General features: G+C 64.1%; 19 protein-coding genes. 9 read left to right on the forward strand and 10 right to left on the reverse strand.

The genetic code is table 11. The features are described from left to right. Positions 1-394 precede the first annotated feature (394 nt). From N826_RS16625 to N826_RS16635, 3 genes are all read left to right on the forward strand, one after another. Positions 395-1294, forward strand: coding sequence for a replication initiator protein A (locus N826_RS16625; RefSeq protein ID WP_044430613.1), 900 nt, complete (start codon positions 395-397; stop codon positions 1292-1294). Positions 1295-1545: 251 nt separating this feature from the next. After that, positions 1546-2385, forward strand: coding sequence for a helix-turn-helix domain-containing protein (locus N826_RS16630; RefSeq protein WP_147040792.1), 840 nt, complete (start codon positions 1546-1548; stop codon positions 2383-2385). Continuing rightward, positions 2375-2767 carry a hypothetical protein gene (locus tag N826_RS16635; RefSeq protein WP_044430615.1) on the forward strand — a complete coding sequence of 131 codons (393 nt, stop codon included), beginning with the start codon at positions 2375-2377 and terminating at the stop codon, positions 2765-2767. Before N826_RS16630 ends, N826_RS16635 begins: the two co-directional genes overlap by 11 nt. Before the next feature lie 8 nt (positions 2768-2775). Here the strand turns inward: N826_RS16635 and N826_RS16640 are convergent, their stop codons facing one another. Together N826_RS16640 and N826_RS16645 are read right to left on the reverse strand one after the other, a co-directional pair. Continuing rightward, a complete protein-coding gene (locus N826_RS16640) occupies positions 2776-4338 on the reverse strand; it encodes a B12-binding domain-containing radical SAM protein (protein WP_044430616.1) in 1563 nt (520 codons plus the stop codon). 24 nt (positions 4339-4362) lie between these two features. After that, positions 4363-5406: an extracellular catalytic domain type 1 short-chain-length polyhydroxyalkanoate depolymerase gene (locus N826_RS16645; RefSeq protein WP_052831445.1), complete on the reverse strand. Its 1044-nt coding sequence runs from the start codon at positions 5404-5406 to the stop codon at positions 4363-4365. Positions 5407-5565: 159 nt separating this feature from the next. Between N826_RS16645 and N826_RS43090 the strand changes: the two genes are divergently transcribed. Further along, positions 5566-5706 (forward strand): hypothetical protein, encoded by a 141-nt coding sequence (locus N826_RS43090; protein WP_157599346.1) that lies wholly within the window; start codon positions 5566-5568, stop codon positions 5704-5706. Here N826_RS43090 and N826_RS16650 read toward each other — a convergent pair. Then, the gene (locus N826_RS16650) at positions 5700-6956 is read right to left on the reverse strand and encodes a dienelactone hydrolase family protein (protein WP_044430617.1); all 1257 of its coding nucleotides are present in this window, start codon (positions 6954-6956) and stop codon (positions 5700-5702) included. The genes N826_RS43090 and N826_RS16650 overlap by 7 nt on opposite strands. Positions 6957-7117: 161 nt before the next feature. Between N826_RS16650 and N826_RS16655 the strand changes: the two genes are divergently transcribed. Further along, positions 7118-8293, forward strand: a complete 1176-nt coding sequence (locus tag N826_RS16655; protein ID WP_044430618.1) for an MFS transporter — start codon at positions 7118-7120, stop codon at positions 8291-8293. Positions 8294-8461: 168 nt separating this feature from the next. Here N826_RS16655 and N826_RS16660 read toward each other — a convergent pair whose 3' ends face one another. The 7 genes from N826_RS16660 to N826_RS16690 all read right to left on the reverse strand — a co-directional run bounded on the left by N826_RS16660 (position 8462) and on the right by N826_RS16690 (position 19836). Further along, complete coding sequence (locus N826_RS16660; RefSeq protein WP_044430619.1) at positions 8462-9568, reverse strand: E22 family MetX-like putative esterase; 1107 nt, start codon at positions 9566-9568, stop codon at positions 8462-8464. A gap of 98 nt (positions 9569-9666) precedes the next feature. Further along, positions 9667-11592, reverse strand: a complete 1926-nt coding sequence (locus N826_RS16665; RefSeq protein WP_147040794.1) for an acyl CoA:acetate/3-ketoacid CoA transferase — start codon at positions 11590-11592, stop codon at positions 9667-9669. A 44-nt stretch (positions 11593-11636) separates the two neighbouring features. Continuing rightward, positions 11637-12764, reverse strand: a complete 1128-nt coding sequence (locus tag N826_RS16670) for a zinc-dependent alcohol dehydrogenase family protein (protein ID WP_044430620.1) — start codon at positions 12762-12764, stop codon at positions 11637-11639. Next, complete coding sequence (locus N826_RS16675) at positions 12761-14440, reverse strand: acetolactate synthase large subunit (RefSeq protein ID WP_044430621.1); 1680 nt, start codon at positions 14438-14440, stop codon at positions 12761-12763. Before N826_RS16675 ends, N826_RS16670 begins: the two co-directional genes overlap by 4 nt. Before the next feature lie 386 nt (positions 14441-14826). Further along, positions 14827-15753, reverse strand: coding sequence for a LysR family transcriptional regulator (locus tag N826_RS16680; RefSeq protein ID WP_044430622.1), 927 nt, complete (start codon positions 15751-15753; stop codon positions 14827-14829). A 482-nt stretch (positions 15754-16235) separates the two neighbouring features. After that, positions 16236-18461: an NHL repeat-containing protein gene (locus tag N826_RS45725; protein ID WP_147040796.1), complete on the reverse strand. Its 2226-nt coding sequence runs from the start codon at positions 18459-18461 to the stop codon at positions 16236-16238. Positions 18462-18813: 352 nt separating this feature from the next. After that, a complete protein-coding gene (locus N826_RS16690) occupies positions 18814-19836 on the reverse strand; it encodes an SGNH/GDSL hydrolase family protein (RefSeq protein ID WP_044430623.1) in 1023 nt (340 codons plus the stop codon). A 346-nt stretch (positions 19837-20182) separates the two neighbouring features. Here N826_RS16690 and N826_RS16695 point away from each other — a divergent pair, with 346 nt between their 5' ends. The 4 genes from N826_RS16695 to N826_RS44825 form a co-directional block, all read left to right on the forward strand. Further along, entirely contained in the window at positions 20183-21538 is a 1356-nt protein-coding gene (locus N826_RS16695; protein WP_147040798.1) for a hypothetical protein, read from the forward strand. Next, a complete protein-coding gene (locus tag N826_RS16700; protein WP_044430625.1) occupies positions 21525-22004 on the forward strand; it encodes an FAD synthase family protein in 480 nt (159 codons plus the stop codon). The genes N826_RS16695 and N826_RS16700 overlap by 14 nt, the downstream gene beginning before the upstream one ends. Continuing rightward, positions 22001-23023, forward strand: a complete 1023-nt coding sequence (locus N826_RS16705; RefSeq protein ID WP_044430626.1) for a uroporphyrinogen decarboxylase family protein — start codon at positions 22001-22003, stop codon at positions 23021-23023. Before N826_RS16700 ends, N826_RS16705 begins: the two co-directional genes overlap by 4 nt. A gap of 349 nt (positions 23024-23372) precedes the next feature. Then, the coding region (locus N826_RS44825; protein WP_211099306.1) for a hypothetical protein at positions 23373-23655 on the forward strand (283 nt) is incomplete at its 3' end.

The following is a 23655-nucleotide window of genomic DNA, read 5'->3' on the forward strand; positions in this document are numbered from 1 at the left end:
CAAGCGGCACGTCCGGCCCCCAGTCCCCACCTCCATCAGGTCAATCCAACGCCAAGTGCAGGGGGTGCGACCTGCTCCTAAACGCGATTCGGGCGGTTTTGGTCAACCGAACGCCAAGCTCGGCGATGCCTCACACTCCCGTCAACGGACCAAATCGGGAGTCGGGGCCGATTCGAGTGGGTCTCGTTGGCTCTTGGTTTACCTGGATGCCCATCGTATTGGCGTTCGGTTTACCTGATGGTCGACCGCATTGGCGTTTGGTTCACCTCGGAGGTTCACCGGTTTGGCGTTTGGTTGACCCCAGGGAAAAAGATTTGGCGTTTGGTTGACCTGCGCGATTCATCGACTGTACGGGCGGACCTGCGGTGGCATCATGCATCCATGAGGAGGAGCCATGAGTGAAGGACGCCAGTTAGGCCTGTTCGACAGTCCCCTGCGGGGCGACGTCAGCAATGATCGCCGGATGATGGTCTGGGGCTTCTTCGCTCTCGATACCAGCCGGAAATCCATGGACCCGATCGTCTATGATGACGGTCTGCGCCGGATCGAGGTCAAGCCGAGTTATTCCGGCATGGCCAACGTCGTGGACAAGGACTTCATCATCTACATCGCCAGTCTGATGCGCGAGAAGATGGAGAAGGGGGAGCGGCCGGCGCAGAAGTTCACCTTCACCGCCAACGACTTCTGCCGGGTATCCGGCAAGGTGGTGGGCGGCTCCGCCTATGAGCAGATCCGGGAGAGTATCGACCGGCTCCAGGGTACCCAGATCAAGACCAATATCGAGACCGGCGGCGAGGGCGAGGATGCCTGGTTCTCCTGGATCTCGAAGGCCAAGATCAACTACCGCACGACCAAGGACGGCAAGAAGTCGATGCGCTCGATCACGGTCGAGCTGTGCGACTGGCTCTACCGCGCCATCCTGCACGACGACATGATGCTGACCTATAACCAGCGGTACTTCGAACTGGCGCCGCTGCCCCGGCGCATCTACGAGATCGCCCGCAGCCACATGGGCGGCAACGAGGGTTTCCGGATCAACCTGGAATCCCTCAAGACCCATGTCGGCGGCTCGACCCCGCTCAAGGGGTTCAAGTATCTGGTCAAGCAATTGCTGGAGGCGGACAGCCTGCCCGACTACGGCATTGCGCTGGCCAACCAGAAACGTCTGGAAGCCGGGCCGATGGAAGGCTCCGAACGCATCCCGCTGAAGGATGTCGCCGTCATCTTCTGGCGGCGGTCCTCCGGCAGGCCGGCGGACTTCACGACGCTGCCGTTCTGGAATCCGGAACTGTGAAGGCACAGGAACGAAGTTTTGGGAGAATGAGGTTTTTTGACATGACGTAGCCGGAAAACAAGGAAAGGCCCGCCTGCCAGGGCGGACCTTTCCCCGAATACAAGCGGCGGATGGAACCACCTACCTGTAGCCTCGACACCTCCAGAGTAGTCCGGTCCCGTCCTTCCTGACAAGCGAAAAGCCGGCCAGCGGTTTCTCGCCAGGGAAGGACTTTGTCCGTCGCGGGTCATCAACATATCCGCAGGGACATCATGGGCGCTCAACAACTGGGCAGTCGATGGGGAACCGTTGCCGCGTCGGTCATGCGCCGGCCCGGCCTCTCCGTGGCTGCCAAAGCTGTCTACGCCGCACTCGCCACCTATGCCGACCGCGTCGGCTGGATCTGGGTGCGTCAGGAAACCATCGCCTCCGACCTGGAGCGCTCGCGCGCCTGGGTTCACGCCGCCATTGCCGAGCTGGAAGAGCAGGGCCTTCTCCTGCACGACCGCCAGTACATCGAAGGCCGCCAACGGGCCAGCCGCTACCGCCTTCAGGACGGTCTGGCGCGCCGCCGCAGCGATGCCGACTCCGAGGCGTCGGAGGTGTCAGAACAAGCTGACGCCGCTGTACAGCCCGCTGACACGAGTCATCACGACGAATCAAATACCTCTTTCTCAAGTTCAGCGCGCGAGCCAGTTGACCCTGTTTCGGCTGAGCCGGTTTCCGCCGATTGGGTCCCGACCGTAGACGACATCGCCTGGGCCAGATCGAAGCACCCCAACCTCGACGTCCTGGCCTTCACGGAAAGCTTCGTTCTGTCGTGCCGAGCGAAAGGCTACCGCTACGCCGATCCCTCCGCCGCGTGGCGGCGCTGGCTGATCGAGCCAAAGGGCAAGCTCCCGCAACTTCCAGTCGCCACCGCCAACGCCGCTCCCGCTCAGGAACCAGCTCATGAAACCCGCTCGGCAAAACCCCGGAACCGTGGTCCAGCTCACCCGTCCGTCCCAGCCGGCGGTTCCCTCTCCGACGACAACCGGCGCCGTGCGGCTGCCTGCCTGGACCGACTCATGGGCCGACGAGCCGGCGATCCATCTGCCGGACATGCCGGCTGAGATCGTCGATCGCCTGCCCGCCGCCGTCGCCCAGGCCCGTTCCGATCTGGCTCCCGGCGACGCCGGCGAGATCCTGGCCGCCCTTACCACGCTGGCGTCGCGTCGAGGTTTCCCCTTGCCGGACGACATCGCGCTGGAGATGGATGTGGAAGTCATGGCCGGCTGGCCGCGCGACCTGTGGCGGAAGGCGTTCCGCGCCGTCTGGGAGCAGTTCGCCTACCGGCGTCTGCCGGAAGTCGCCGATTTCCGCAAATACATCGCCGCCGACCTGGAAGAGCGGCGCAGCCGCCTGGACCGGCTGGAATCGCTGCGGCTAAAGCTGGAGACCGTCCGTCTGAAACGGCAATGGGACGAGGAGACGCGGGCAAGGCGGTGCCGATGACGAGCGGTTCAGTACGAATTCACCACGTTGCCCTGCTTGCCCGACATCGACCCGGCCAAGCGCCAAGCGTGGTAGTGCATCGCGGCGCGCAAGGCATAGACGAACAGCAGCACCGGGCGCGGGTTCGTCCTGGCGAGCTTCAGTATCCTGCGCCGGTATTCCGCCTTCAGGTCCGGCTCCGTCACGCGCAGCATCAGCCTTGCGAACAGCACGGCGGCACGCACCAGGAAGCGCGCCTGCTCGCGCCGCCTCAGCCAGGGCCGTGCCATCAACCTCGCGGTGCGTCCCTGGTCGCCGGACAGCGGGCCGGTGATGTAGAGCGAGTCCATCCGGTCGAAATAGGCGGCCGGTTCACTCATATCGCGCAGCACGCGGAGGTAGCCGTCGCGCAGCCCCGCGCGGTCCAGCTTCACCGGGATCACGTTGGTCCCGAACACGGAATCGTCGTCCGGGTCGAGCCGGCCTTCGGCCGCCAACCTGGCGTGGAGCGGGGTGGTCGGGATCGCGTTCAGCATGCCGATCATGGAGCCGACGATCCGGGCCTCACCGGCGAAGCGGAGCTGGGCGTCGAAGATGGTCTCGTCGTCGTGGTCGAAGCCCAGGATCATGCCGCTCCAGACTTCCATGCCGGCGGACTGGATCGCGTGGATCTTCTCGACCATCGTGCCGCCCCGGCGCAGGTTCTGGAGCTTTTTGGTTTCCCGCAGCGACTCCTCGTTCGGCGTCTCGATGCCGACGAAGACGTTGACGATGTTGGCATCGACCATAAGCTGCATCAGCACCGGCTCGTCGGCCAGATCGAGCGAGGCTTCGGTGAAGAAGGTCAGCGGAAAGCCGCGCTCGCGCTGCCACTCGATCACTGCGCGAAGCACTTCGACGATGGCCTTCTTGTTCGCGATCAGGTTGTCATCGACGATGAAGACGATTTCCTGGCCCAGCCGGTGCAGCTGGTCGAGTTCGGCGATGATCTGCAGGACGGTCTTGATCCGGGGACGCCGGCCGAACAAAACGATGATGTCGCAGAACTCGCAGGTGAAGGGACAGCCTCGGGTGAACTGGACGTTGCCGAAGGCATAGTTTCGCATGTCGAGCAGGTCGAGACGCGGCGCCGGAAGCTTGGACAGGTCTGTCTTTTCAGCCTGCTCGTAGCGCGGAGCGGGCTTCCCGGCTTCCCAGTCCTCCAGGAATTTAGGCCAAGTCTCCTCCGCCTCGCCGACGAAGACGGTATCGGCGAGGTGTCCGAAATAATCTTGCCGCACGCTGATCCAGGGGCCGCCAACCGCGACGAAAACGCTGCGCCACTTCAGTTCTTCCAGGATCTCCCGCATCCGGTGGCGCTGGACGATCATGCCGGTCAGTCCGACGATATCCGCTCGGGCACAGCGGTCGAAGTCGATCGGGCCGACGTTCTCGTCCATGATCGTGACATCGTGGCCGGGTGGTGTCAGCGCCGCAATCAGGGGCAGAGCAGCCGGCGGCATGTTGGCCCGGCATCCCATCAGGGGCAGGGCGTGCTCCAGCCCCCAATACGACATTTCGAACCGAGGGCTGATGAGGACGATGTCTGCCATGCCCTGCCATCGAATTTTGGGAGTTTAGGTGCGGCCGACGATCCGCTTGATCCCCTTCCACAGTTTCTTGAGGATACCGGTCTTCGCGGGGCGCGTGAAGACGGGAGTTTCGGCACCGCCGGCTTCGACTCGTTCCGGAACCGTTACGATCTCTTCGGTCCTGACAGCACCCGGCTCCAACCCCCAGAAGCGGGCGATACCCAGGGTGGAGGAAATCCCCACTGGCAGGATGAACGCTTCGGCCTCGCCGAGCGGGAATTCCGGATCGTCTGGAAAAATCGGCGCCCCGTGTCCCATGCCGGCAATTTCGAAAAGTTCGACCACCGGCTTGCCGTCAGGGTTGCGCAGCAGGATATGCCGGTGCCCGTTGACCAACCCCTCGCTGGCCGGTCCCGGTGCGCCATGGACGTTGGCCCACTGGTTCGCCAGTTCGACCGCGTTCGACGCCGCGACCGTCTTGTCGGCGTTGCCCTGCCAGATCGACACGACCGGCCAGGGGCCGGTATGGCCGGAGGCGGTGCGGACCAGATCGCCCCATTCGACCGGCGTCTTGATCCGGCCGCGGAACATGGTCCCCAGCGCCTCCCGCATGCCGACCGCCGACTTGTAGGGCAGACCCGCGACGATGCCGCCGCCGGAGAACACTTCCGGGTATGCCGCCAGCAGGACCGCCGCCATGGCTCCCCCGGCGGACAGACCGGTCACGTAGATCCGCTTCGGATCGATGGCGTGGTCGGCGCGCATCCGTTCGACCATCTGCCGGATCGAGGCGGCTTCGCCCTGGCCGCGCTCGATGTCGCCGGCCTCGAACCAGTTGAAGCACTTGGCCTGATTGTTGGCGGCCTGCTGTTCCGGCGCCAGCAGCGCGAAGCCCCAGCGTTCCGCCAGCGTGGTCCAGCCGGCACCCGTCGCGTAGCCTGCCGCCGTCTGGCCGCAGCCGTGAAGGACGACGACCAGCGGTGCTCCGTCGGGCAGGTCGTCGGGGACGAACTTGAACATACCCAGGTCGCCGGGATTGGCGCCGGGGTTGTCCTCCCGCACCAGCTTGCGAGGATCGTATTTCAGCAAAGTCGTTTTCCCTTCATGGTCCCGACCGCTGCATAACAGAGGGGTGGCGCGGATGTGCCATAGCCGGGCGGCAGTCGCAATCTATGCTGGCGTCTCCGTGACGATTCCCCGCATCCCGTGTTGATCCCTCCGCTGAACGAATTTTCATGGGAGACCGTCATGGCGGACCAGAACCAAGCCGATCGGAACGAGGACAAGCCCGAGAAGAAGAACGACGGCGCCAGCCAGAAGACCGGCAACGTCGATCAAAAGGTCCAGGAAGAAGCCGCCGAGGAGCGAAAGGAAGGCGGCTATCAATGATCGCCGCCTTCCTTCCCTGACTGACTCCAGCGCGCCATGAGCGTGTTGGAGGGCAGGGAGGGATCGACCAGTTTCCGCGCTGTCTCGACCCCGGCGACCGGCAGGCCGTCGGGCTTGAGCAAGCCGGTCTGGACCAGCACGGATGCCTGATCCCAGTAGATGTGCTCGTTGTAGAGCTTGTCGCCCCGGAAGTTGATGATCGCGATCAGCGGGATTTCGACGTATTTGCCGGTCGGCGGAACGCCGGGCAGCAGCCAGTCGATTTCCCGGTCGTGGGTGAAGCAGAACAGCATTTCGTCCACCACTCGGTCTGCCCCGACGGTACGGGAGATCGGGACCAGCTTGGTATCCGCCGGATTGCCGTGGACGAAATGGTTCAGATAGAAGCGGTGCAGGTCCTTGTAGCCATAGCCGCCGGTCATCGTCGGGATGTGGTTGACATAGGGCTCGGCGACCATGGTTGACATGGTGTCGTCGACGTTCCGGGTGCCGAACTCGTATTCGCAGTGCTTGTCCCAGAGGGCGGACAGGTCATAATGCGGTCCCATCGCCTTGCGGAAGACCGAAATGGTCCTTGAATGGGCCATCATCGCGGCAGACTTGTTGTACGAGTGGCCCGGCCTGTTGAAGGCGTGGCCGGCACCGGGATAGACGAAGACTTCGACATCGCGCCGCCCGGCGAAGGCTTGCCTGATCTTATCGATCACTTCGGGTTGCGAGATCCTGTCGTCGGCCCCGAAATGAAGCGTCAGCGGGCACCCGAGGTTGCTGGCTTCATCCAGCAGCTTGTCGATCCCGCCGCCGTAGTACCCGACCGCCGCATCGACATCGCCGCGCGCGGCTGTCAGATAGGCCAGCCGTCCGCCCAGGCAAAAACCGACGACGCCGACCGCCTTGTGGCCGTCTGGGCCGGTGACCTCGGGCAGGGCACGCGCGGCGGCGACGGTGGCGAGGATGTCGCGGACCCCCTGGTCGGTATCGAAGCGCCCGAGCAGTTCCAGGGCTTTGTCGCGCTCGGCATCGGAGTATCCGAGTTCGACATCCTTCTCGACCCGCCAGAAGACGTCGGGCGCGAGGGCGACATAGCCTTCTTCGGCGTAGAAGTCGGCGACGTCGCGGATATGCTGATTGATGCCGAAGATTTCCGGCAGAACGATCACCGCCGGGCCGTCGCCGGAGCGCGGTACGGACTTGTAGGCGCGGAAGGTTTCGCCCGCTTCGGCCGTGATCTGAATGAACTCGCCCGCCATATCCCATCCCCTTTTATGACCGCCGTGCATTGCTGCGATGCGGCATAGTTTCTGTTGCAAACAGTCAGTTCAGCATACTGTTATAGGACAAACGAGAAAATGCCGGGAGGGGTGCCTACAGCTTCGTCCGTCCTCCTCCACCGCCCTCCCGAGCAGGTCCCATGCCTCTTCCGCTTCTGGCGCTCGCCGTAGCCTCTTTCGGCATCGGCACTACCGAATTCGTCATCATGGGCTTGCTGCCCAACGTCGCCGCCGACCTCGGCGTCAGCATCCCGTCGGCGGGAATGCTGGTGTCCGGCTACGCCCTGGGCGTGGTGGTCGGCGCTCCCATCCTCGCGATCCTGACGTCCCGAATGCCGCGCAAGACGGCTTTGCTGGCACTGATGGCCGTATTCATCATTGGCAACGCTCTGTGCGCGATAGCGCCGGATTATGCCACGCTGATGGCGGCGCGGGTCGTGACGGCGTTCTGCCACGGCACGTTCTTCGGCATCGGGTCGGTGGTCGCCGCCGGGCTGGTCCCGCCCAGCCAGCGCGCCCGCGCCATAGCGCTGATGTTCGCCGGACTGACGCTGGCGAATGTGCTGGGCGTCCCGTTGGGGACGGCGCTGGGTCAGGCCGCCGGCTGGCGTTCCACCTTCTGGGGCGTGGTCGGCATCAGCGTAATCGCCCTGCTCGCCATCCTGTTCTGGGTTCCGGCGGTGAAGCATGACCGGTCGGGCAGCCTGCTTCAGGAATTCCGCGTCGTCCGCCGGCCGCAGGTGCTGCTGGCGATGTCGATCAGCGTGCTGGCCTCGGCCAGCCTGTTCAGCGTCTTCACCTATATCACGCCGCTGCTTCAGGAAGTGACCGGCGTGTCGCCACACGGCGTTACCATGGTCCTGCTGCTGTTCGGCGTCGGCCTGACGATCGGAAACTTCGTCGGCGGCAGGCTGGCGGACTGGAAGCTGATGCCGGCCATTATCGGCATCTTCAGCGTCCTGGTGCCGGTGGTGGCGGCGCTCAGCTTCACCAGCCAGTTTTTCATACCGGCTGTCGTGACGATAGTCCTGTGGGGCGTCGTCGCCTTCGCGTTGGTGGCCCCGCTTCAGGTGCGGGTGGTCGATGAAGCGCATGGCGCGCCCAACCTCGCCGCGATCCTGAACCAGGGCGCCTTCAACCTGGGCAACGCCGGCGGCGCCTGGATCGGCGGCGTCGCGATTGCGCAGGGCATGTCGTACACTGCCATCCCCTGGATCGGCGCTACGCTGGCCTTGCTGGCGCTGGGGGCGACAGTCTTGTCGAGCACCCTGGAGCGCCGCGAGGACGTAGCGCTGAGCGTCGCGGACCGCTGCTGACCGCGGGCGGGGTAGGGGGATGTAGACACTCCCTTCCAGGCCGCAGAAAGACGCAAATGTAAACATTTTGGACCGCGGTGCGCCCTTCCCGTGAGTCTAGTTAAGGATTTATATCCTACACAGGAAGAAGCGTCAACGGCGTGCCAGTTCGCAAGGCTTGCCGGAATGTCATTCTGCCAGAAAAGCTGCGATGCGGGGCGCAGCCTGGGCCACATGCAAGACACCGTTCAGGTGCCCGTTGGGACCGTTGATTTCAACCGTTTCTACCGGCGTACCGTTTGCCGCGATCGCCGCCGCTGTCCGCTCGATCCAGGGCTGCGGAAAAACAAGGTCGTTCGGCGAGTAGCCGATCAGCGCCGGCGTTCTGATCCGACTTGGGTCGGCTTCGGCGAGTTGATTGGCCCGCACCATATAGAGAAGCGTGTTGGCATCGACGACGGGCGCCCGCAGCGCGCACGCCCGATCGATGAACTCCACGATACTGAACCGGTTGGCGAGCGTGTCCGCCGGATATTTCCCTGGTTCGGCGGGTTCCCTGCCGAACCCTGCCGCCCATCCAGCCTGATTGGCATGCAGCATGATGGTCTTCAGGGCGAGCCTGACGCCTTCCAAAGGCCGTTCTCCGCCGTAGTAGTCGCCTCCGCGCCAATTGGGGTCCAGGCGGATCGGCTGCGCCCAGATGTCGAGCCACGCGATCAGGAACGGGTCGCCGCCTGCGGCGCCGATGACGGGAATGATCCGCTCGACCATCTCAGGATATGTGGCGGCCCATTCATAAGCCTGAAGCGCGCCCATGGAGGGTCCCGCCACCGCCTTGAGCCTGGAGATGCCCAGGCTTTCGACCAGAGCCTTCTGAACATTGACGAAATCGCGGATCGAGACGACTGGAAAGCTCATCCCGTAGGGTTCCCCGGTGTCCGGATCGAGCGAGGCGGGGCCTGTCGTCGTAACTTTCGGGTCGTGGACATTGATATTGACGAGCGTATCGGAAGACAGGACGAAGTACCGGTCCGTGTCGATCGCCTTGCCCGGGCCGATGATGGAGTCCCAGTAACCGGGCAATTCGTCGGTGGGAGAATACCGGCCCGCCGCGTGGCTTGTGGCGGAGAAGAAGTGCGTGATGAGAATGGCATTCGATCCGTCGGCGTTCAGCTCGCCGTAGCTCTCCCAGCCGACCCGGACGGATTTCAGCGTCGCTCCGCCTGATGTGACGAAGTGCTGCAACTCGAATACCTTCTTCTCGACGATCATCCCGTTTCCAAGGGAGGGGCTCATGGGGGTCTTCTCCTGGTGCGAATGCGGATGTCGATGCCGCCGATATTATACCAGGGGCATTAAACATTGACTGGCCTGTAACATTAGGAGCCGTGGCGTTATTCGGCGGAGGACCTGCCCGCAGACTCGAAGACGTGGGGAGCCATCTCACGCCGCCGCAGCTCGTCGCCAAGCTTCAGCCGCATGAACGCGCTGGTGGTGTAGCGGGACGCCTTGTCGTAGTAGCGGCCATGAACGTCGCGCACCATATCGAACCAGGTCTCGGCGACCCCGGGATCGATGACGCATCCGTCGTAGTCGATGACCGCCGTGACTTTCCGGCCGAGAGGCTCGATCATCGATCTCACCTGTTTCCGCACCGCTTCGACCTGCTCGTCGCGCCGTACCTGGTAGCCGGTCAGGTCGATGAACAGCATCGACCGGGCGGCATCGAGGGTAAAGCGTTCGGCCAACGGACGGTTGAGCAGCATGGCGTCGAGACCCATCGCCGCCGTGCGGAACAGCCGGTCGTTCATCGGCTTGAATTCGGCCATGACCGGGCGGAAGTCCATCAGGGCCAGGATATCACGCTCCGGATCGATGCCCGGAGCCACCTCCACCAGAGCCAGACCGGCTGGAGTGAGCTGAAAAACGCAACGCTCGGTGACGTATAGCACCCGCTGCCCGGCAGCGGCGGCCAGAGCGCCGTTGAAGGTCACCTGCTCGACGGCGGTCACGAATTTCCGGCAGCGCCCTTCCTGCGCGATGCGCAGATGGCCCTGTCCGGCTTCGACCCGCAGTCCGCCAGCGGTGAAGGTGCCGGCGAAAACCAGCGCCCTGGCGTTCTGCGTGATGTTGATGAAACCGCCGGCGCCGGCGAACCTGTCGCCGAACCGGCTTACATTGACGTTGCCCAGGGCGTCAGCTTGGGCCATGCCGAGGCAGGCAAGGTCGAGTCCGCCGCCATCGTAGAAATCGAATTGCTGGTTCTGGGCGATGATCGCCGACGGATTGAGGGCCGCGCCGAAATCGAGCCCGCCCTGCGGTATGCCGCCGAAGATGCCGGGTTCCGCCGTGAGCGTCACCTGCTCCAGCAGGTTTTCTTCTCTTGCCACCGCGGCCACGGCTTCCGGCATGCCGATGCCCAGATTGACCACGCCTCCCATGGGAAGCTCCATGGCGCAGCGCCGTGCTATGATTTTTCGCTCGTCCAGCGGAAGGGGTGGAATGCGGTCCATCGGTACCCGCAACTGCCCCGAGAAAGCCGGATTGTAGGCGGTCTGGTAGGTCTGGACGTGATGCTCCGGCGGCGCCAGGACAACGCAATCGACCAGCGACCCTGGGACCACGACCTGTCTGGCCGGTATGGCGTCGGCAGCCGCCAGCCGCTCGACCTGCGCTATGACGAAGCCCTTGCTCGCCTTGGCCGCCATGGCAATGGCCAGATTGTCCAGGACCAGCGCCTCGCGCTCCATGCTGATGTTGCCGTCAGGGTCGGCCGTGGTGCCGCGAAGGATCGCCACATCGACCGGGATGGCCTGGTAGAACAGCCATTCCTGCCCGTCGATCTCCATCACTCTGACGAGATCCCGTGTGCTGATGGCATTAAGCTTGCCGCCGCCCTGGCGCGGATCGACGAAAGTGCCCAGGCCGACCCGGCTGAGCAGACCGGGCCGCCGGCCGGAGATTTCGCGGAAAAGCTGTGAGATACAACCGAGCGGCAGGTTCCAGGCTTCGATCAGGTTGTCCGCCGCCATCCTGCCCAGCTTCGGCACCAGCGACCAGTGCCCGCCCACTGCGCGCCGGATCAATCCGCGATGCGCCAGACGGTTGAGGCCGCGATCCTTGCCGTCGCCGGGCGCCGCCGCGAACAGGAGACCCAGGTCCCTGGGCTCGGCGCTGGACAGGAACCGCTTTTCCAAAGCCGTGAAGATCGCGTCGGGCGTGCCGACGCCGACGAAGCCCGACGTGGCGACCATGTCGCCCGAGCGGATGATGGCGACCGCCTCATCGGCGCTGACGACCTTGTCCCGTATCGGCATCATGTCCTCCAGGGAAATTTCCAGTCCAGCCTACTGCGGGTTCGATTTCAGAGCTTCACGACCTGACGTATCGCCGTGCCGTCGTGCAGCCGGTCGAAGCCCTGGTTGATGTCGCTCAGCGCCAAGGTACCGGTCATCAGCTTGTCGACCGGCAACCTGCCGCGCTGATAGAGCTGGATGAAACGGGGAATGTCGCGGCTGGGAACGGCCGTGCCGATATAGCTGCCCTTGAGCGTTCGCTCCTCCGCCACGAGGTTGACGGCAGGCAGCGGCATGGTGGCGGTCGGCGGCGGCAGTCCGCCGCTTACCGTGGTGCCGCCCCTGCGCGTGATCCTGTAAGCGAGTTCGAGCGCCCGAACCGAGCCGGCGAGTTCGAACGCGTACTCGACTCCGCCCTTGGTGGCGCTCCTGACCTGCTCGGCGCAGTCCGGGTCCTTGGCGTTGAACGTCGCCGTGGCCCCGAGTTCCTGCGCGAAGGCAAGCTTGTCGTCGGCGAGGTCGATGGCGACGATCTCGCGGGCGCCAGCCGCGACTGCGCCCAGCAGCGAGCACAGTCCGACGCCGCCCAGGCCGATGACCGCGACGGAGGCGCCGGCCTGGACGCGTGCCGTATTGACGACCGCCCCGACGCCGGTCAGCACGGCACAGCCGAACAGAGCCGCTTCCTCAAGCGGCAGCTCGGGATCTATCTTCACCAGCGAATGGCGGGAGACGGTGGCGTAATCGGCAAAGCCCGAGATGCCGAGATGATGGAGCACCGTCGTACCGTCGGCGCGGTGCAGCCGGTTCGCTCCGGAGAGCAGCGTCCCGGCCCCGTTCACGGCGGCGCCCGGCTCGCACAGGGCTGGCCGGCCTTCGGCGCAGGGGCCGCAGTGACCGCAGGAGGGGACGAACACGCAGACCACATGGTCGCCCCGCACAAGATCGTGGATACCGGGTCCGACCTCCTCGACGATGCCGGCGGCTTCGTGCCCGAGAGCCATCGGCAGAGGGCGTGGCCGATCGCCATTGATCACCGACAGGTCGGAATGGCAAAGACCAGCGGCCTTGATCCTGACCAGCACTTCTCCCGGACCGGGCAGATCCAGATCCAGTTCCTCGATCGTCAACGGCTGCGAAGTTCGATAGGGCGTCGAAGCGCCCATTGCATTGAGAACGGCCGCTCTGATTTTCATGGCATCGACCTTTCGGAAACGGTTTCACCGGCGCGCGGGTCCTGGTAGGAGGTTTTAAGCTCGTCCACCAGCACCCGCATGTTTTCCGAATAGTCGATCGGAACGGTCACGACATGCACGCCTCCGGCCTTGAACGCCGCCTCGAGCGCAGGCGCCAGATCCTCGGTCGCTTCGACGCGCGATCCCTTGGCGCCATACGCTTCCGCGTATTTGACGAAGTCCGGATTGCCGAAGGTCAAGCCCCAGTCGGAGAAGTCGTCGACAGCCTGTTTCCAGCGGATCATGCCGTAGCCGTTGTCGTCGAGGATCAGGACGACGAGGTTCAGCTTCAAACGGACGGCGGTTTCCAGTTCCTGCGAGTTCATCATGAACCCGCCGTCGCCGCATACCGCCAGCACGCGCCGGTCCGGATAAAGCATGGCCGCCATCATCGCCGAGGGCAGGCCCGCCCCCATGGTCGCCAACGCGTTGTCGAGCAGGACCGTGTTGGGCATCCAGGTACGGTAGTTGCGGGCGAACCAGATCTTGTACATGCCGTTGTCCAGGCAGACGATACCGTCTTCGGGCATGACCTGCCGGACATCGTGGACGATCCGCTGCGGCGTCGGCGGGAAGCGGCCTTCGGTTGCGCGGTCCGTGATCCGCCTGAGTATCCCTTCCCGAAGCGACGTCAGCGCGGATGCCGTCTTCAGTCTGCCTTCCAGCCTTTCGGACAGCAGCGCCAGACTGGGACCGACGTCGCCCACCACCTCGGCATGCGGGAAGTAGACCTGTTCGACATTGGCCGGCGTGTAGCTGATGTGGATCACTTGCGGCCCGTCGAGCCCCATCAGGAACGGCGGCTTCTCGATCGTGTCGTGGCCGATCGCGATGATCAGGTCGGCCCGGTCGATTGCCTCGTGGACGTAGTCCCGTTGCGACAGGGCAGCCGTGCCCAGATAGAGATTGTGACCGCCGGCCACGGTGCCCTTGCCCATCTGGGTGTTGAAGAAGGGTATCTGCGTGCGGGCGATGAAGTCCGTCAGTCCGGCGCTCAGGCGGGGGCGGCTGGTGGCGGCTCCCAGCATGACCAGCGGACGCTTCGCCTTGAGGATCATCTCGGCGGCGCGGTCGAGCGCCAGGGAAGGCGCCACCGGCTGTTCGATCGGATGCGGCGGCACCATGGGGAGATCCGGGACCTCCTCGCCGGCGATGTCCTCAGGCAGTTCCAGGTGAACCGGCCCCGGTCTCTCTTCCATCGCCACGCGGAAGGCGTCGCGAACCAGCGTCGGGATGGAGCGCGTGCTTACGATCTGGCGGGTCGATTTGGTCAGCGGCCGCATCGTTGCGATCATGTCGACGATCTGGAAGCGGGCCTGCTGGCTGCTCATGATGCCCTTCTGACCGGTCAGAAGGATCATCGGCATGGCGCCGAGATAGGCATAGGCGGCACCGGTGACGAGATTCAGTGCGCCTGGGCCGAGCGTGGAAATGCAGACGCCGGGTCGGCCGGTCAGACGGCCATGGGTCGCCGCCATGAAAGCCGCCGATTGTTCGTGCCGGGTGAGGACAAGTTTGATGCGCGAGGTACGCAAAGACTCGACGACGTCGAGGTTTTCCTCGCCGGGGACGCCGAAGATGAACTCGACCCCTTCGTTCTCGAGCGCCGCTACTAGAAGATCCGATCCCTTCGTCATTATTCCTCACTTGCAAATGAAAATTTAATAATAGAATATTTTAAAGAATTTTACCAACTATGATCGGACAGAAGACTAATCCTGGAGCGAAATACCAATCAATACCTTGTCAGTTTGAATAATGATTTTCCTATATCTAAGGGTCACGGTTCATGAATAATAGTTCTTGTTTGGCGCTTGTTGCCAATTCATTAATGAGACTTTTCTCTGCATACAGAGATATAACCGAGACGAGACTTTTTTCGTCTGCACAGTCGGCCGGCGGCTCCTTCAAACAGAACGAATGAAAAGCAGAAAAGTTGTTCATTCCCCGATATGCAAATATGACGATTAGCTATGCAAATCCGCACGACTGCCGGCATCGAGCAACAGCGAAGCTGTTCGAGCTACCCGACCTGCTTTTCTCCCGAAGATTTCCTGACGTTTGGAGACAATGCCTCGGCCAGCGCGTGAACGCTGTCAGTGATGTGGCTGAGCACGGTTCTGATCCGGGCAGTGTGGCGGTTGTCGCGGTGCACGACGAGCCAGATCCCGGTGCTTGGGGGCGGCGATTGCGTGATCAGGCGGGTCAGCCCGCTTTCACGGTCGCCCCGGAACCGCGCCAGGCATGCCAGGCCGCCGCCATGCAAAGCAGTAAGCACCGCAGCTTCGTGGCTGTTGGTCTGCACCGCGATACGGGCGCGCGGCGCCAGATCGGCCAGCCAGCTGGCCTGTGCCGCGTCCTGAATGTCGTCAAGCTGGGTGATCAGGTGGTGACCCGAACAGCCGGCGGCATAGTCCGGTTCACCCTGGCGGTCCAGGTAAGCTGGAGCGGCGTAGAGCCCGAAGCCCAGGCTGCCGATCTTCCGCACCACCAGATCGTGCTGATCCGATCGCGTCAGGCGCACGGAGATCTCGGCTTCGCGCATGGCGAGGCTGAGCTCGCGCGGATTGGAGATCAACTCGACCATCATGTCGGGGTGCTCCGCATGCAGCGCCGCGAGGCAGGGCGCCAGGAGATAGCTGGCGATGGTTTCCGCGCAGGTGACGCGTACCAGGCCGGCCAGACGGGTGTCTCGTCCGGCAACGGTGCGCTCCAGGCTCAGCGCTTCCGCCTCGAGCTTCTCCGCCTGGGCGCGAACCTCCTCGCCGGCCAGAGTTGGCATATAACCATCCGGCGTGCGGTTCAGCAGCCGGACGCCGAGGCTGGCCTCAAGCGAGCCCAGCCGGCGGCCGACCGTCGACTGAGCGACCCGCAGATCCCGGGCCGCCGCCGACAGGCTGCCGCTGCGCGCCAAGGCCAGAAAAAATCTCAGATCGTCCCAATCGAGCATGCATCCGCCGCATTTTCGCTTTCCCGCTCACCGGTGTTAACGACGTGACTTGGCAACGGAAAACATTTACAGTGATTAAGCCGAAGTTGCGGCCAATTTTCCACAAATAATCGCATCGGCCACTAGTGGAATGACTAGCATAGGCGGGCATCCGGCTGTGCAAGACGCGCTCACGGTTCGCCTGTTTTCCAACACTCGGCACCAGCAAAAGGATGCCGCGATGCTCAATCCTGCCGCACCGCCGCCGGGTCGCTCCCCGCCATCCCGTTCCCCATCCAAGCCGGGCTCCCCTGTCCATGAAAACTTTGAGTTGAAATTGTCATGAGCGCCTCCGCCAGGAGATGGCAAGATCAAGTCTTGGCATGACGGACTTTTCAAGTCCGTGCTTGTAATGTCAGCGACGACAGGCCCGATCAGCGCATTTCCATACAGCACTGAACAGCCCTGGGGTACCTACCGGCGAAGACTTCGATAGTCTCACCTCACTCCCAGCTATACATCAGCACCTTCGACTTCAGATCGTCTTCGACGAACACCAGGTATTGCCCGTTGGCGCGGCGGTAGGCGCGGAGGCCGTAGGGGATGTCGATCCAGCCGGTGTTGGAGATGCCGCCGACGACATTGGGGTCGGCGTGGAAGGCGACGGTGCGGGCGCCGGTCCGGGCGTCGTAGACGCGGAGCAAGCCGGTGCCGTGGCCGCCGGAGCTTACGTCCACGATGAAGATGGCGTCACCGGCGATGTCCATCGCCTTGGGCACGACACGGCCTTCACAGTCGGACGGGATGTCGATCTGGAACTGCTTGGCGGGACGGCGGGTGGCGAAGCGTTCGTAGCGGGCCAGCGACTTGCCGACTTGACCCCAGCAGCCGTCGTCGGACTGGCCGGGGCGGAAGCCGGCGACATAGAGCGTGTCGGTCGCGGGCACGTAGTGAAGGCGCTGGACGCTGCCGAAGTCGAGCGGAAGGTTGAAGACTTCCGACTTGTCGGTGTCGTAGACCGGGTTGCCGCGCTGGTCGAGGCCCAGCGCCTTGTAGCGCCGGATCGAGGAACCGCCGGCCGCCCAGACGCTGCCGTCGTCATCGACGCTCCAGGCGAAGGAGCCGTTCAGGCTGCCGTCGCCGCTGGAATACTCGTCTGCGTCGAACTTGCCGTTGCCGTTGGCGTCGCGCCAGATCCAGACGCCGTCGGGCTGGCTGGCGGGGAACTTGCCGTCCTCGTTGCCGACCGATCCGGCGGACAGCCAGGCGGCGGGTACCGCGATCTCTCCGTCGAAGCGGTAGACGATCAGGCCCGTTGCGTACATGCTGGTCATGAACAGGAACTTGCGTCCCTGGATATGGCGCAGCGCCACGGGATAGACGAAGCCGGAACTCATCTTCAGGCGCGGATCGTCCGGATAGGCGAAACGGTCCATCGTGACCGCCAGATCGGTCGCCTGCTGGCCGGCCGGCTTCCCATAGTCCATCGAATAGCGCGTCGTCCGCCCGTAAAGCTCGGCCCCGTCGGTCAGCGGATCGACCACCGCCATCGACACCCATTCATGGGCGAACAGGCGGTACAGCTCCTTGCCGGAAGGGTCGAAGGCGGCGAGCGTCGTGTTGTAGGAACTGGCGGTGCGGCGCGGACCCGTGCCGTTCTGGCTGACATAGAGGTTGCCCTTGGCGTCCATGCCGACGCCGGTCAGGCCGTTGAACCTGGGGCCGCCGATCCTGCCGGGGACGGGACCTGCGACCACGCCGCCCTGGGTCCCGAATGTATGGTGGAGGACCGGAGAACTGTCGAGGCCGGAGAAGAACTTCACGTTCTGGTCGGGTCCGTTGTCGGCGACCAGCAGCATGCCGCCCGTGGGGTCGGCCGCTATCGCGCTGGCGCCGGGGACGGCGATCTTCTGCGGCAGGGCGGCGCCGGTCGGCGAATAGCTCCGGATGACGCCCGACTTGGCTTGGAGCACCCAGAGCTGGCCGGGTCGGGTATAGGCCAGCGGACCGGGTTCGGCGACCGCCCAGCTCGTTTCCTGCTTCATGCTGAAGGTGTTGTAGACCTTGACCTCGCCGGCGGCGGGATCGCTGACGAACAGCTTGCCGTTGGCGGCGGCTAGTCCCGAGACATGGGCCGGGACTTGGGCGCCATCGATGCTGACGACCAGCATATGGGCCTTGTAGCCGTAGCCGCCGTTGAAGGGGGCGGGATTGCCCTGGAAGTCATAGCGGCCGACCGCATACCAATTGGTCCCGCAGGAGGGGAATTGCGGCAGGCCGAACTGGTTCCTGCTGGAATTGCCGCCGTCGCAGCCGCCCTGCACCATGCCGACATAGAGATAGCTGTCGTCCGCCGTGATCGCGTAGCCGCCGTTGCGTCCCCAGCCGTGCAGGTCGCTCGACCCGCCGACGACCTTGCCGCCCTTGAAGATGGTGACTTCGTGGGTGCCTTCTTCCCAGTAGGTATTGGTGAAGGCGGTCCCATCGGGCCGGACGAACAGGGCGTCCATGTTGTGGGGCACCCAGGCCTCGCGCCCGCTGAAGCTGTTGCCGATCCAGGACGTCCGCGGGAACGTCATCGGAGCCGTCGTCGTCAGGGCCGTGGTCTGGGTTTCGGCCGCTTCCGCCGCGTGGAGGGAGTGGAGGGGGGAGGCGACGAACAGGAGAGTGCAAATGAACCGGACCAGAGGGGATGCTTTACGGACCGCATCGTTTTCCGCGTTCATCATCTGACTATGTCTTTACTGTTATGGACAAGGATAGAGCGCGCGCAGCTTTGGCGATGAGCGAGTGTCCGGTATTTTCAATAAATATTGGAGAGCTATTCCGGTTCCTCGACGGCTTAGGCCGGAGGCTCATGCAACGCCGGTTAGGGAGTACGGCTTGGGAGTGGGGCGCCGTGACTTGGGGATTGACGCAAGGAGGTACTGGGCTCCAAGTCCGGGTAATACCAGGAGCCTAAGAGTTTGACCGGTCTGGAGCGTTAGATGTCGGGCCTCTTCAGCCCGACATCTTCGCCGGAACTCACCGGTCAATCTTAAAGGCCACTGGTATAAGACGGAATTAGATATTCTCCCGATTTTACTGTCGCTTCCGGCGGAACTTGGTGACGATGCCGGCCAGCAGCAGGGGGGCCATCAGGGCCATCGGCCAGGGTTCCGGCACGGTCACGGGGTCGAGGGCGGCCCTGATGGCATCCAAGGCCACGTCGGCGAACAGGCCGTGGCCGATGGTCGTCGGGTGTTGCAGGTCCCAGAACAGGAACTCGTCCGGATCGGAGCAGGCGGTTGCGCCGGCGGGGACGGCGAACGGCGTAACCGGCAGGCACGCGTCGGTCACATTGGTCAGGCCGAAGCTGGAAGGCGACGCAGTGATGGTTTCGAGCAGGCCGAAGAAGTCCGGCCGGATCAGGTTGACCTCGCTGGTCGCCTCCAGCCCGGCAAGCCCCTGCGCCAGCGTCTGGTTGAAGACCGTGCTGAGCAGCCCCGCCAGACCGACCACGGCATCGCCGGCCTGCCGGGCTTCCGGCAGGCGCCCGACGTTCGCCAGCGTCGGCACGACGATATCGACCGCTCCGGCGTCCGCCAGATCGCCGACGATCCCGGCCAGTTGCTCGGCCGCCGTGGTGATGGCCGCGATCGGATCGGCGCTGCCGATGGCATCCCGGACATCGTTGCCGCCGCCGTAGACGACGTAGAGTGCTGTGGGATCGGCTCCGGTCGCGGCTGTGGCGTTGAGAAACGCGTTGGTCTGTGCGCGCAGGCTGGGGACGAGCGGCGCTGCCGTAACCCTGGCGGCGCCGAAGGCGAAATTGGTGCCGCCGCCCAGCACGGGATCGACGGCGCCGTCCAGCGCCGCACCCAATTGGTCGAGCCAGATCGGCCCGTTGGAGAATCGTCCCTCGAAGTAATAGGGAGCGGGAGGGAGGGCGCCGCCAGTCAGGATCGAGACGTTACCCGTGTCCGACAAGCTGTCGCCGAAGGCGACGATGGGCATGGCGCCGGCGCTGACCGAAGTCATCAGGATGGCGGCGCCAAGGCTTATTCCAAGGATCGGGCGTGCCGTCTTCGAGGACTTCCGCCGCAGGGACGTGAACGCCAGCATTACCAGCCTCTCCCGAATGATCTGCACACCGCGCGGGCATCATAGGCTTGGTGTTCCAAAGGGTCGAGCGCGCTTGGACGATTAACCCGACAGGCTGGCAATGCCTCTTTCTATCAGGGCTTGCAGGCTATCAGGACTTGCAGGGCAGGATCGGCGACTGAATAGCTCGATATTTCGAAAATTTGCTTCGCATTGATGATTATTAAAGCATTGCGTGTCGTTAATCATGCCCGTCCGAATTCGCAATCCCAGGTGACTGCTACCATCGGGCAGCTAAGCCTATTTCTTCCAGGGCGAGAGCCAGAATGTCCCCTCAGCGATGAAGGAAATCCGGGAAATCGGACCCGTGTATCCGGCGAATCCGTCGATCGAGCGCGCGAATGCCTTGCTGGAAAGCGGATCGCCTGCCGCCGCCTATGGCGAGGCCCTGGCTTTGCTGGCGTGGCATCCGGGAAACCGTTCGGTGGTCGATGTATTCGTTCGCGCGGCGGCGTGCGCCGAGCGTCAGGATGAAGGTCGCGCGATCTTGCGCGGGCTTCGCCCTCGTATCGACCCGGTCGGCTACGCTTGTGCCCTGGCGTCGCTGTCGCTTCTGGCCGGAGACCTGGACACGGCGCGCGGCTGTGCCGACGGTCTTTCGACCGTGCCGGAGGCGACCGGGGCATACCTGAACATGAGGGTCGCGATCGCGGAGCGGGAGGAGGATCTGGAGGCGCTGCTGGAGCTGATGCTGGAGCGCGAACGGCGGATCGTGGACTTTCCGTTTGCCTGGCTCCCGGCGCGCTGGGAGGTGCAGGGGCGGCTTGGACGGCATGACGATGTCCTGCGGGACGCCGCCCGGTTCGAACAGTCGATCCTGGCGCAGTTCCCCACTGAGCGCCGCATCGTCAGGCTTCAGAGGGCCATGGCGAACCACAACGCCCTGCGCTTCGGGGAGAGCGAGGCGCTGGCGCTCGGCGTGGCGGAGGGTCTTCTTGAGGCAGGAGGGCCGGGGCCTTCATCCCCGGCGCCTTCGGCGCGGCTTGGCACCCGGCGCCGGCAGGGGATCGTTATCGGCGAGATCGAACGACTCGTCCTGACCCAGGCCTTGCCGGTGGCGGTTCATGCCGGCACGCTGCTCAGTCTGGTCAGGGAAGGCGGCTTCTTTCCCTGCGATCAGGATATCGATCTGGCCGCCCTGCCGCCGGCGACCAGTGCCGAGGTGGCGCAGGCGCTGACGGCGACCGGGGCGTTCCGCATCCGCCGGCCGGCCCTGGATACCGGTTCGTTCCGGACGCTGGTCCATATCCGGACCGGCTTGGCGGTTGATGTGACGGAGTATCGCCGGGAAGGTGGTCGCTTCATCAGCACATGGCGTCATCCCTCGGGCGTGGTGCTGCGGCAGGCGGCTGTACCGGCCTTTTCCGCGCGGCTGGCCGATCATGCCGGCGTCGGCCGCCGGCTGCCGTTGCCGGAGTTTCCGGAAGAGCAGTTGCGGGCCACTTACGGCGACTGGGAGACGCCTAACGCCGATTTCGACACGCTGGTATCAGCCCCCAACATCGTGGAATTCACCAGCTTCCTGCGCAGCGTGGCCGCTATCCGGCTTGCCGACGCGATGCTGTCCGGCCGGGCCGGTCTGGCGCGTCATCTAGCACTGACCCTGCTCCAGCGGGATGTCTCGCCTAACCTGATGGAACGGATTGCCGATGGACTTGCCTGAAACTTGCGGGGTGGCCCGGCATCGCTGGCGGACCGGTTACGCTTCGGGGGCGTTCGATCAGGTGCATGTCGGGCATCTGCGCTATCTGCGCGCGGCCGCCGCCCAGTGCGGGCGTCTGGTCGTCGGCATACCGAGCGATGCCGTGGTGGCCCGCGCCAAGGGGCGGGTTCCGCTGACCCCGCAGGCCGAGCGGCTTGAACTGGTGGCCGCCTTCGATTGCGTGGCCGAGGCCTTGCCGGTGGCGGTTTCGATGGAGGACACCGACCTTTTCGCCGGGTTCATCGCCGGTCTGGGGATCGACGCCGTTTTCATCGGGGCCGATTGGGAGGACACGCCGCGCTGGTCCCGCCTGCGTCCCCGGCTGGAAGCGCTGGGGATCGGCGTGGTCTTCCTGCCGCGGACAGAGGGCGTTTCGTCATCGCTTCTCCGGACGAGGTCGGGGGGTGTTGTGGAGACGCCGCCGTGACCGGGCGAGACCCGCCGCCGCGCTATCGCGAGTTGCTGACGGCGGTGCTGGCGGGTGAGCCGATGCCGGTCTGCCCGGTGTTCGCCCATCGGCATCATCCCGCTGCGGATCAGGACGGCGAACGGCTGGCGGAGGCGACCCTGGCGTGGCAGGCGCGGTTCGACTTCGATCTGGTCAAGCTGACGGCGGCTTCGACGTGGCAGATCGTGGACTATGGCGTCGAGGATGCGCTCGATCCGGACGATGCCCTGGGTCGCCGCCGGATAACCCGGCGGGTCGTGACGGTCGAGGAGGACTGGCATCGTCTGCCCCGGCTCGACCCCGGCCGAGGCTTCGTTACCGAAATCCTGCGTGCTGCCGGGCTGATTCGGCGGGCCTTGCCGGGAGTGCCTGTCGTCGCGACCGTCTACGGTCCAGCAGCTCAGGCGGCCAAGCTGGCCGAGGCGGGTATTCTGGCCGTTCATGTCCGCGAGGCTCCGGAAGCGGTTGCGGCAGGGCTGCGCACCATTACCGCCAATACCGTGCGGGTTATCCGCGCCTTGGCGGATACCGGAATCGACGGCGTCTTCTTGGCGGTGCAGAACGCCCGCGCTGAAGCGTTCACCGCCGATGCTTACGCCGGCTTCGGGCTTCCCGGCGACATCGCCTGCCTCGAGGCGATGTGGGAGTTGCCGTTCAACATCCTGCACCTGCATGGCGACGGCGTGCATCACGGGTTGTTCCGGCACCGGCTTCCGGCGCTGCTCCACATGGAGGCGTCGCCGGGCAATCTCACACCCGAAGCCTTGCTGGCGGGTGGAGGTCTGGCTACAGGCCCTTCCCCTTGGGGCGTCCTCAGTTCCGGCAGCGCCGTGGAAGCCTTTGCGGAGGCCGAAGCGCTACTGACACGCTTGAACGGGCCGGGTTTCGTGCTGGCCCCAGGCTGCACGCTGCCGGTTTGCACTCCTGAAGCCAATATCGACGCCCTGGTTGCCGCCGCCCGGACGTGGCGGCGGGATCGAGCGAACCGGCTGAGGTAAGAGTGTCGCGGAACAGCGTCCGGGAAATGGACGTAGGATGCTCTGGAGTGTGGTTGAGTGGGTGCTCAGACTGATATGCCATCCTGTCACAGGCATCTTTTGAGGCATCTTGTGATATATAGCGAAAAACGCTATACATCACTATCGTTCCCTATAGATGCCGAAGCATGAGGTAAAAGTGGACCCGTATCTAAACCCGTTCGCTCCTGGGGCAGGCAGTCGTCCGCCAGAGCTGGCCGGCAGGGACTCGATTTTAGAGCAAGCAAGGATCTCTTGCGGGCGAGCCGTGAGAGGAAAGCACGCTCGATCGCTCATGCTCCTTGGCCTTAGAGGCACTGGGAAAACGGTTTTGCTCAACGAAATAGAAAAGATAGGAAAAGAAGAAGGCCTGCTGACATCCAAGATTGAGTCTCCAGAAGACGCAAGCCTTGCTCGCCTGTTGGTTCCAGAAATGCGGAAAGTTATGCGCTCGCTGTCTGTGGTTGAGGCATCGAAAAGTCTTGCGGGTCGTGGGCTTCGTGGTTTGCGTGGGTTCGCCTCAATCTTCAGGATAGAAGTAGCTGGTTTTGAGATAGGCATTGATCCCTTGCCATCTATCAGTTCAGGTGCGCGCTCCAGAGCTGAGGAAGCGG

Source organism: Skermanella aerolata KACC 11604 (assembly GCF_000936425.1).
Classification (GTDB): Bacteria; Pseudomonadota; Alphaproteobacteria; order Azospirillales; family Azospirillaceae; genus Skermanella; species Skermanella aerolata.

Bases quoted from the DNA above. Each gene is read 5' to 3' on its own strand.
- N826_RS16625 (WP_044430613.1), top strand. From the start codon at position 395: ATGAGTGAAGGACGCCAGTTAGGCCTGTTCGACAGTCCCCTGCGGGGC.
- N826_RS16630 (WP_147040792.1), top strand. From the start codon at position 1,546: ATGGGCGCTCAACAACTGGGCAGTCGATGGGGAACCGTTGCCGCGTCG.
- N826_RS16635 (WP_044430615.1), top strand. From the start codon at position 2,375: ATGCCGGCTGAGATCGTCGATCGCCTGCCCGCCGCCGTCGCCCAGGCC.
- N826_RS16640 (WP_044430616.1), bottom strand. From the start codon at position 4,338: ATGGCAGACATCGTCCTCATCAGCCCTCGGTTCGAAATGTCGTATTGG.
- N826_RS43090 (WP_157599346.1), top strand. From the start codon at position 5,566: ATGGCGGACCAGAACCAAGCCGATCGGAACGAGGACAAGCCCGAGAAG.
- N826_RS16650 (WP_044430617.1), bottom strand. From the start codon at position 6,956: ATGGCGGGCGAGTTCATTCAGATCACGGCCGAAGCGGGCGAAACCTTC.
- N826_RS16655 (WP_044430618.1), top strand. From the start codon at position 7,118: ATGCCTCTTCCGCTTCTGGCGCTCGCCGTAGCCTCTTTCGGCATCGGC.
- N826_RS16660 (WP_044430619.1), bottom strand. From the start codon at position 9,568: ATGAGCCCCTCCCTTGGAAACGGGATGATCGTCGAGAAGAAGGTATTC.
- N826_RS16665 (WP_147040794.1), bottom strand. From the start codon at position 11,592: ATGATGCCGATACGGGACAAGGTCGTCAGCGCCGATGAGGCGGTCGCC.
- N826_RS16670 (WP_044430620.1), bottom strand. From the start codon at position 12,764: ATGAAAATCAGAGCGGCCGTTCTCAATGCAATGGGCGCTTCGACGCCC.
- N826_RS16675 (WP_044430621.1), bottom strand. From the start codon at position 14,440: ATGACGAAGGGATCGGATCTTCTAGTAGCGGCGCTCGAGAACGAAGGG.
- N826_RS16680 (WP_044430622.1), bottom strand. From the start codon at position 15,753: ATGCTCGATTGGGACGATCTGAGATTTTTTCTGGCCTTGGCGCGCAGC.
- N826_RS45725 (WP_147040796.1), bottom strand. From the start codon at position 18,461: ATGATGAACGCGGAAAACGATGCGGTCCGTAAAGCATCCCCTCTGGTC.
- N826_RS16690 (WP_044430623.1), bottom strand. From the start codon at position 19,836: ATGCTGGCGTTCACGTCCCTGCGGCGGAAGTCCTCGAAGACGGCACGC.
- N826_RS16700 (WP_044430625.1), top strand. From the start codon at position 21,525: ATGGACTTGCCTGAAACTTGCGGGGTGGCCCGGCATCGCTGGCGGACC.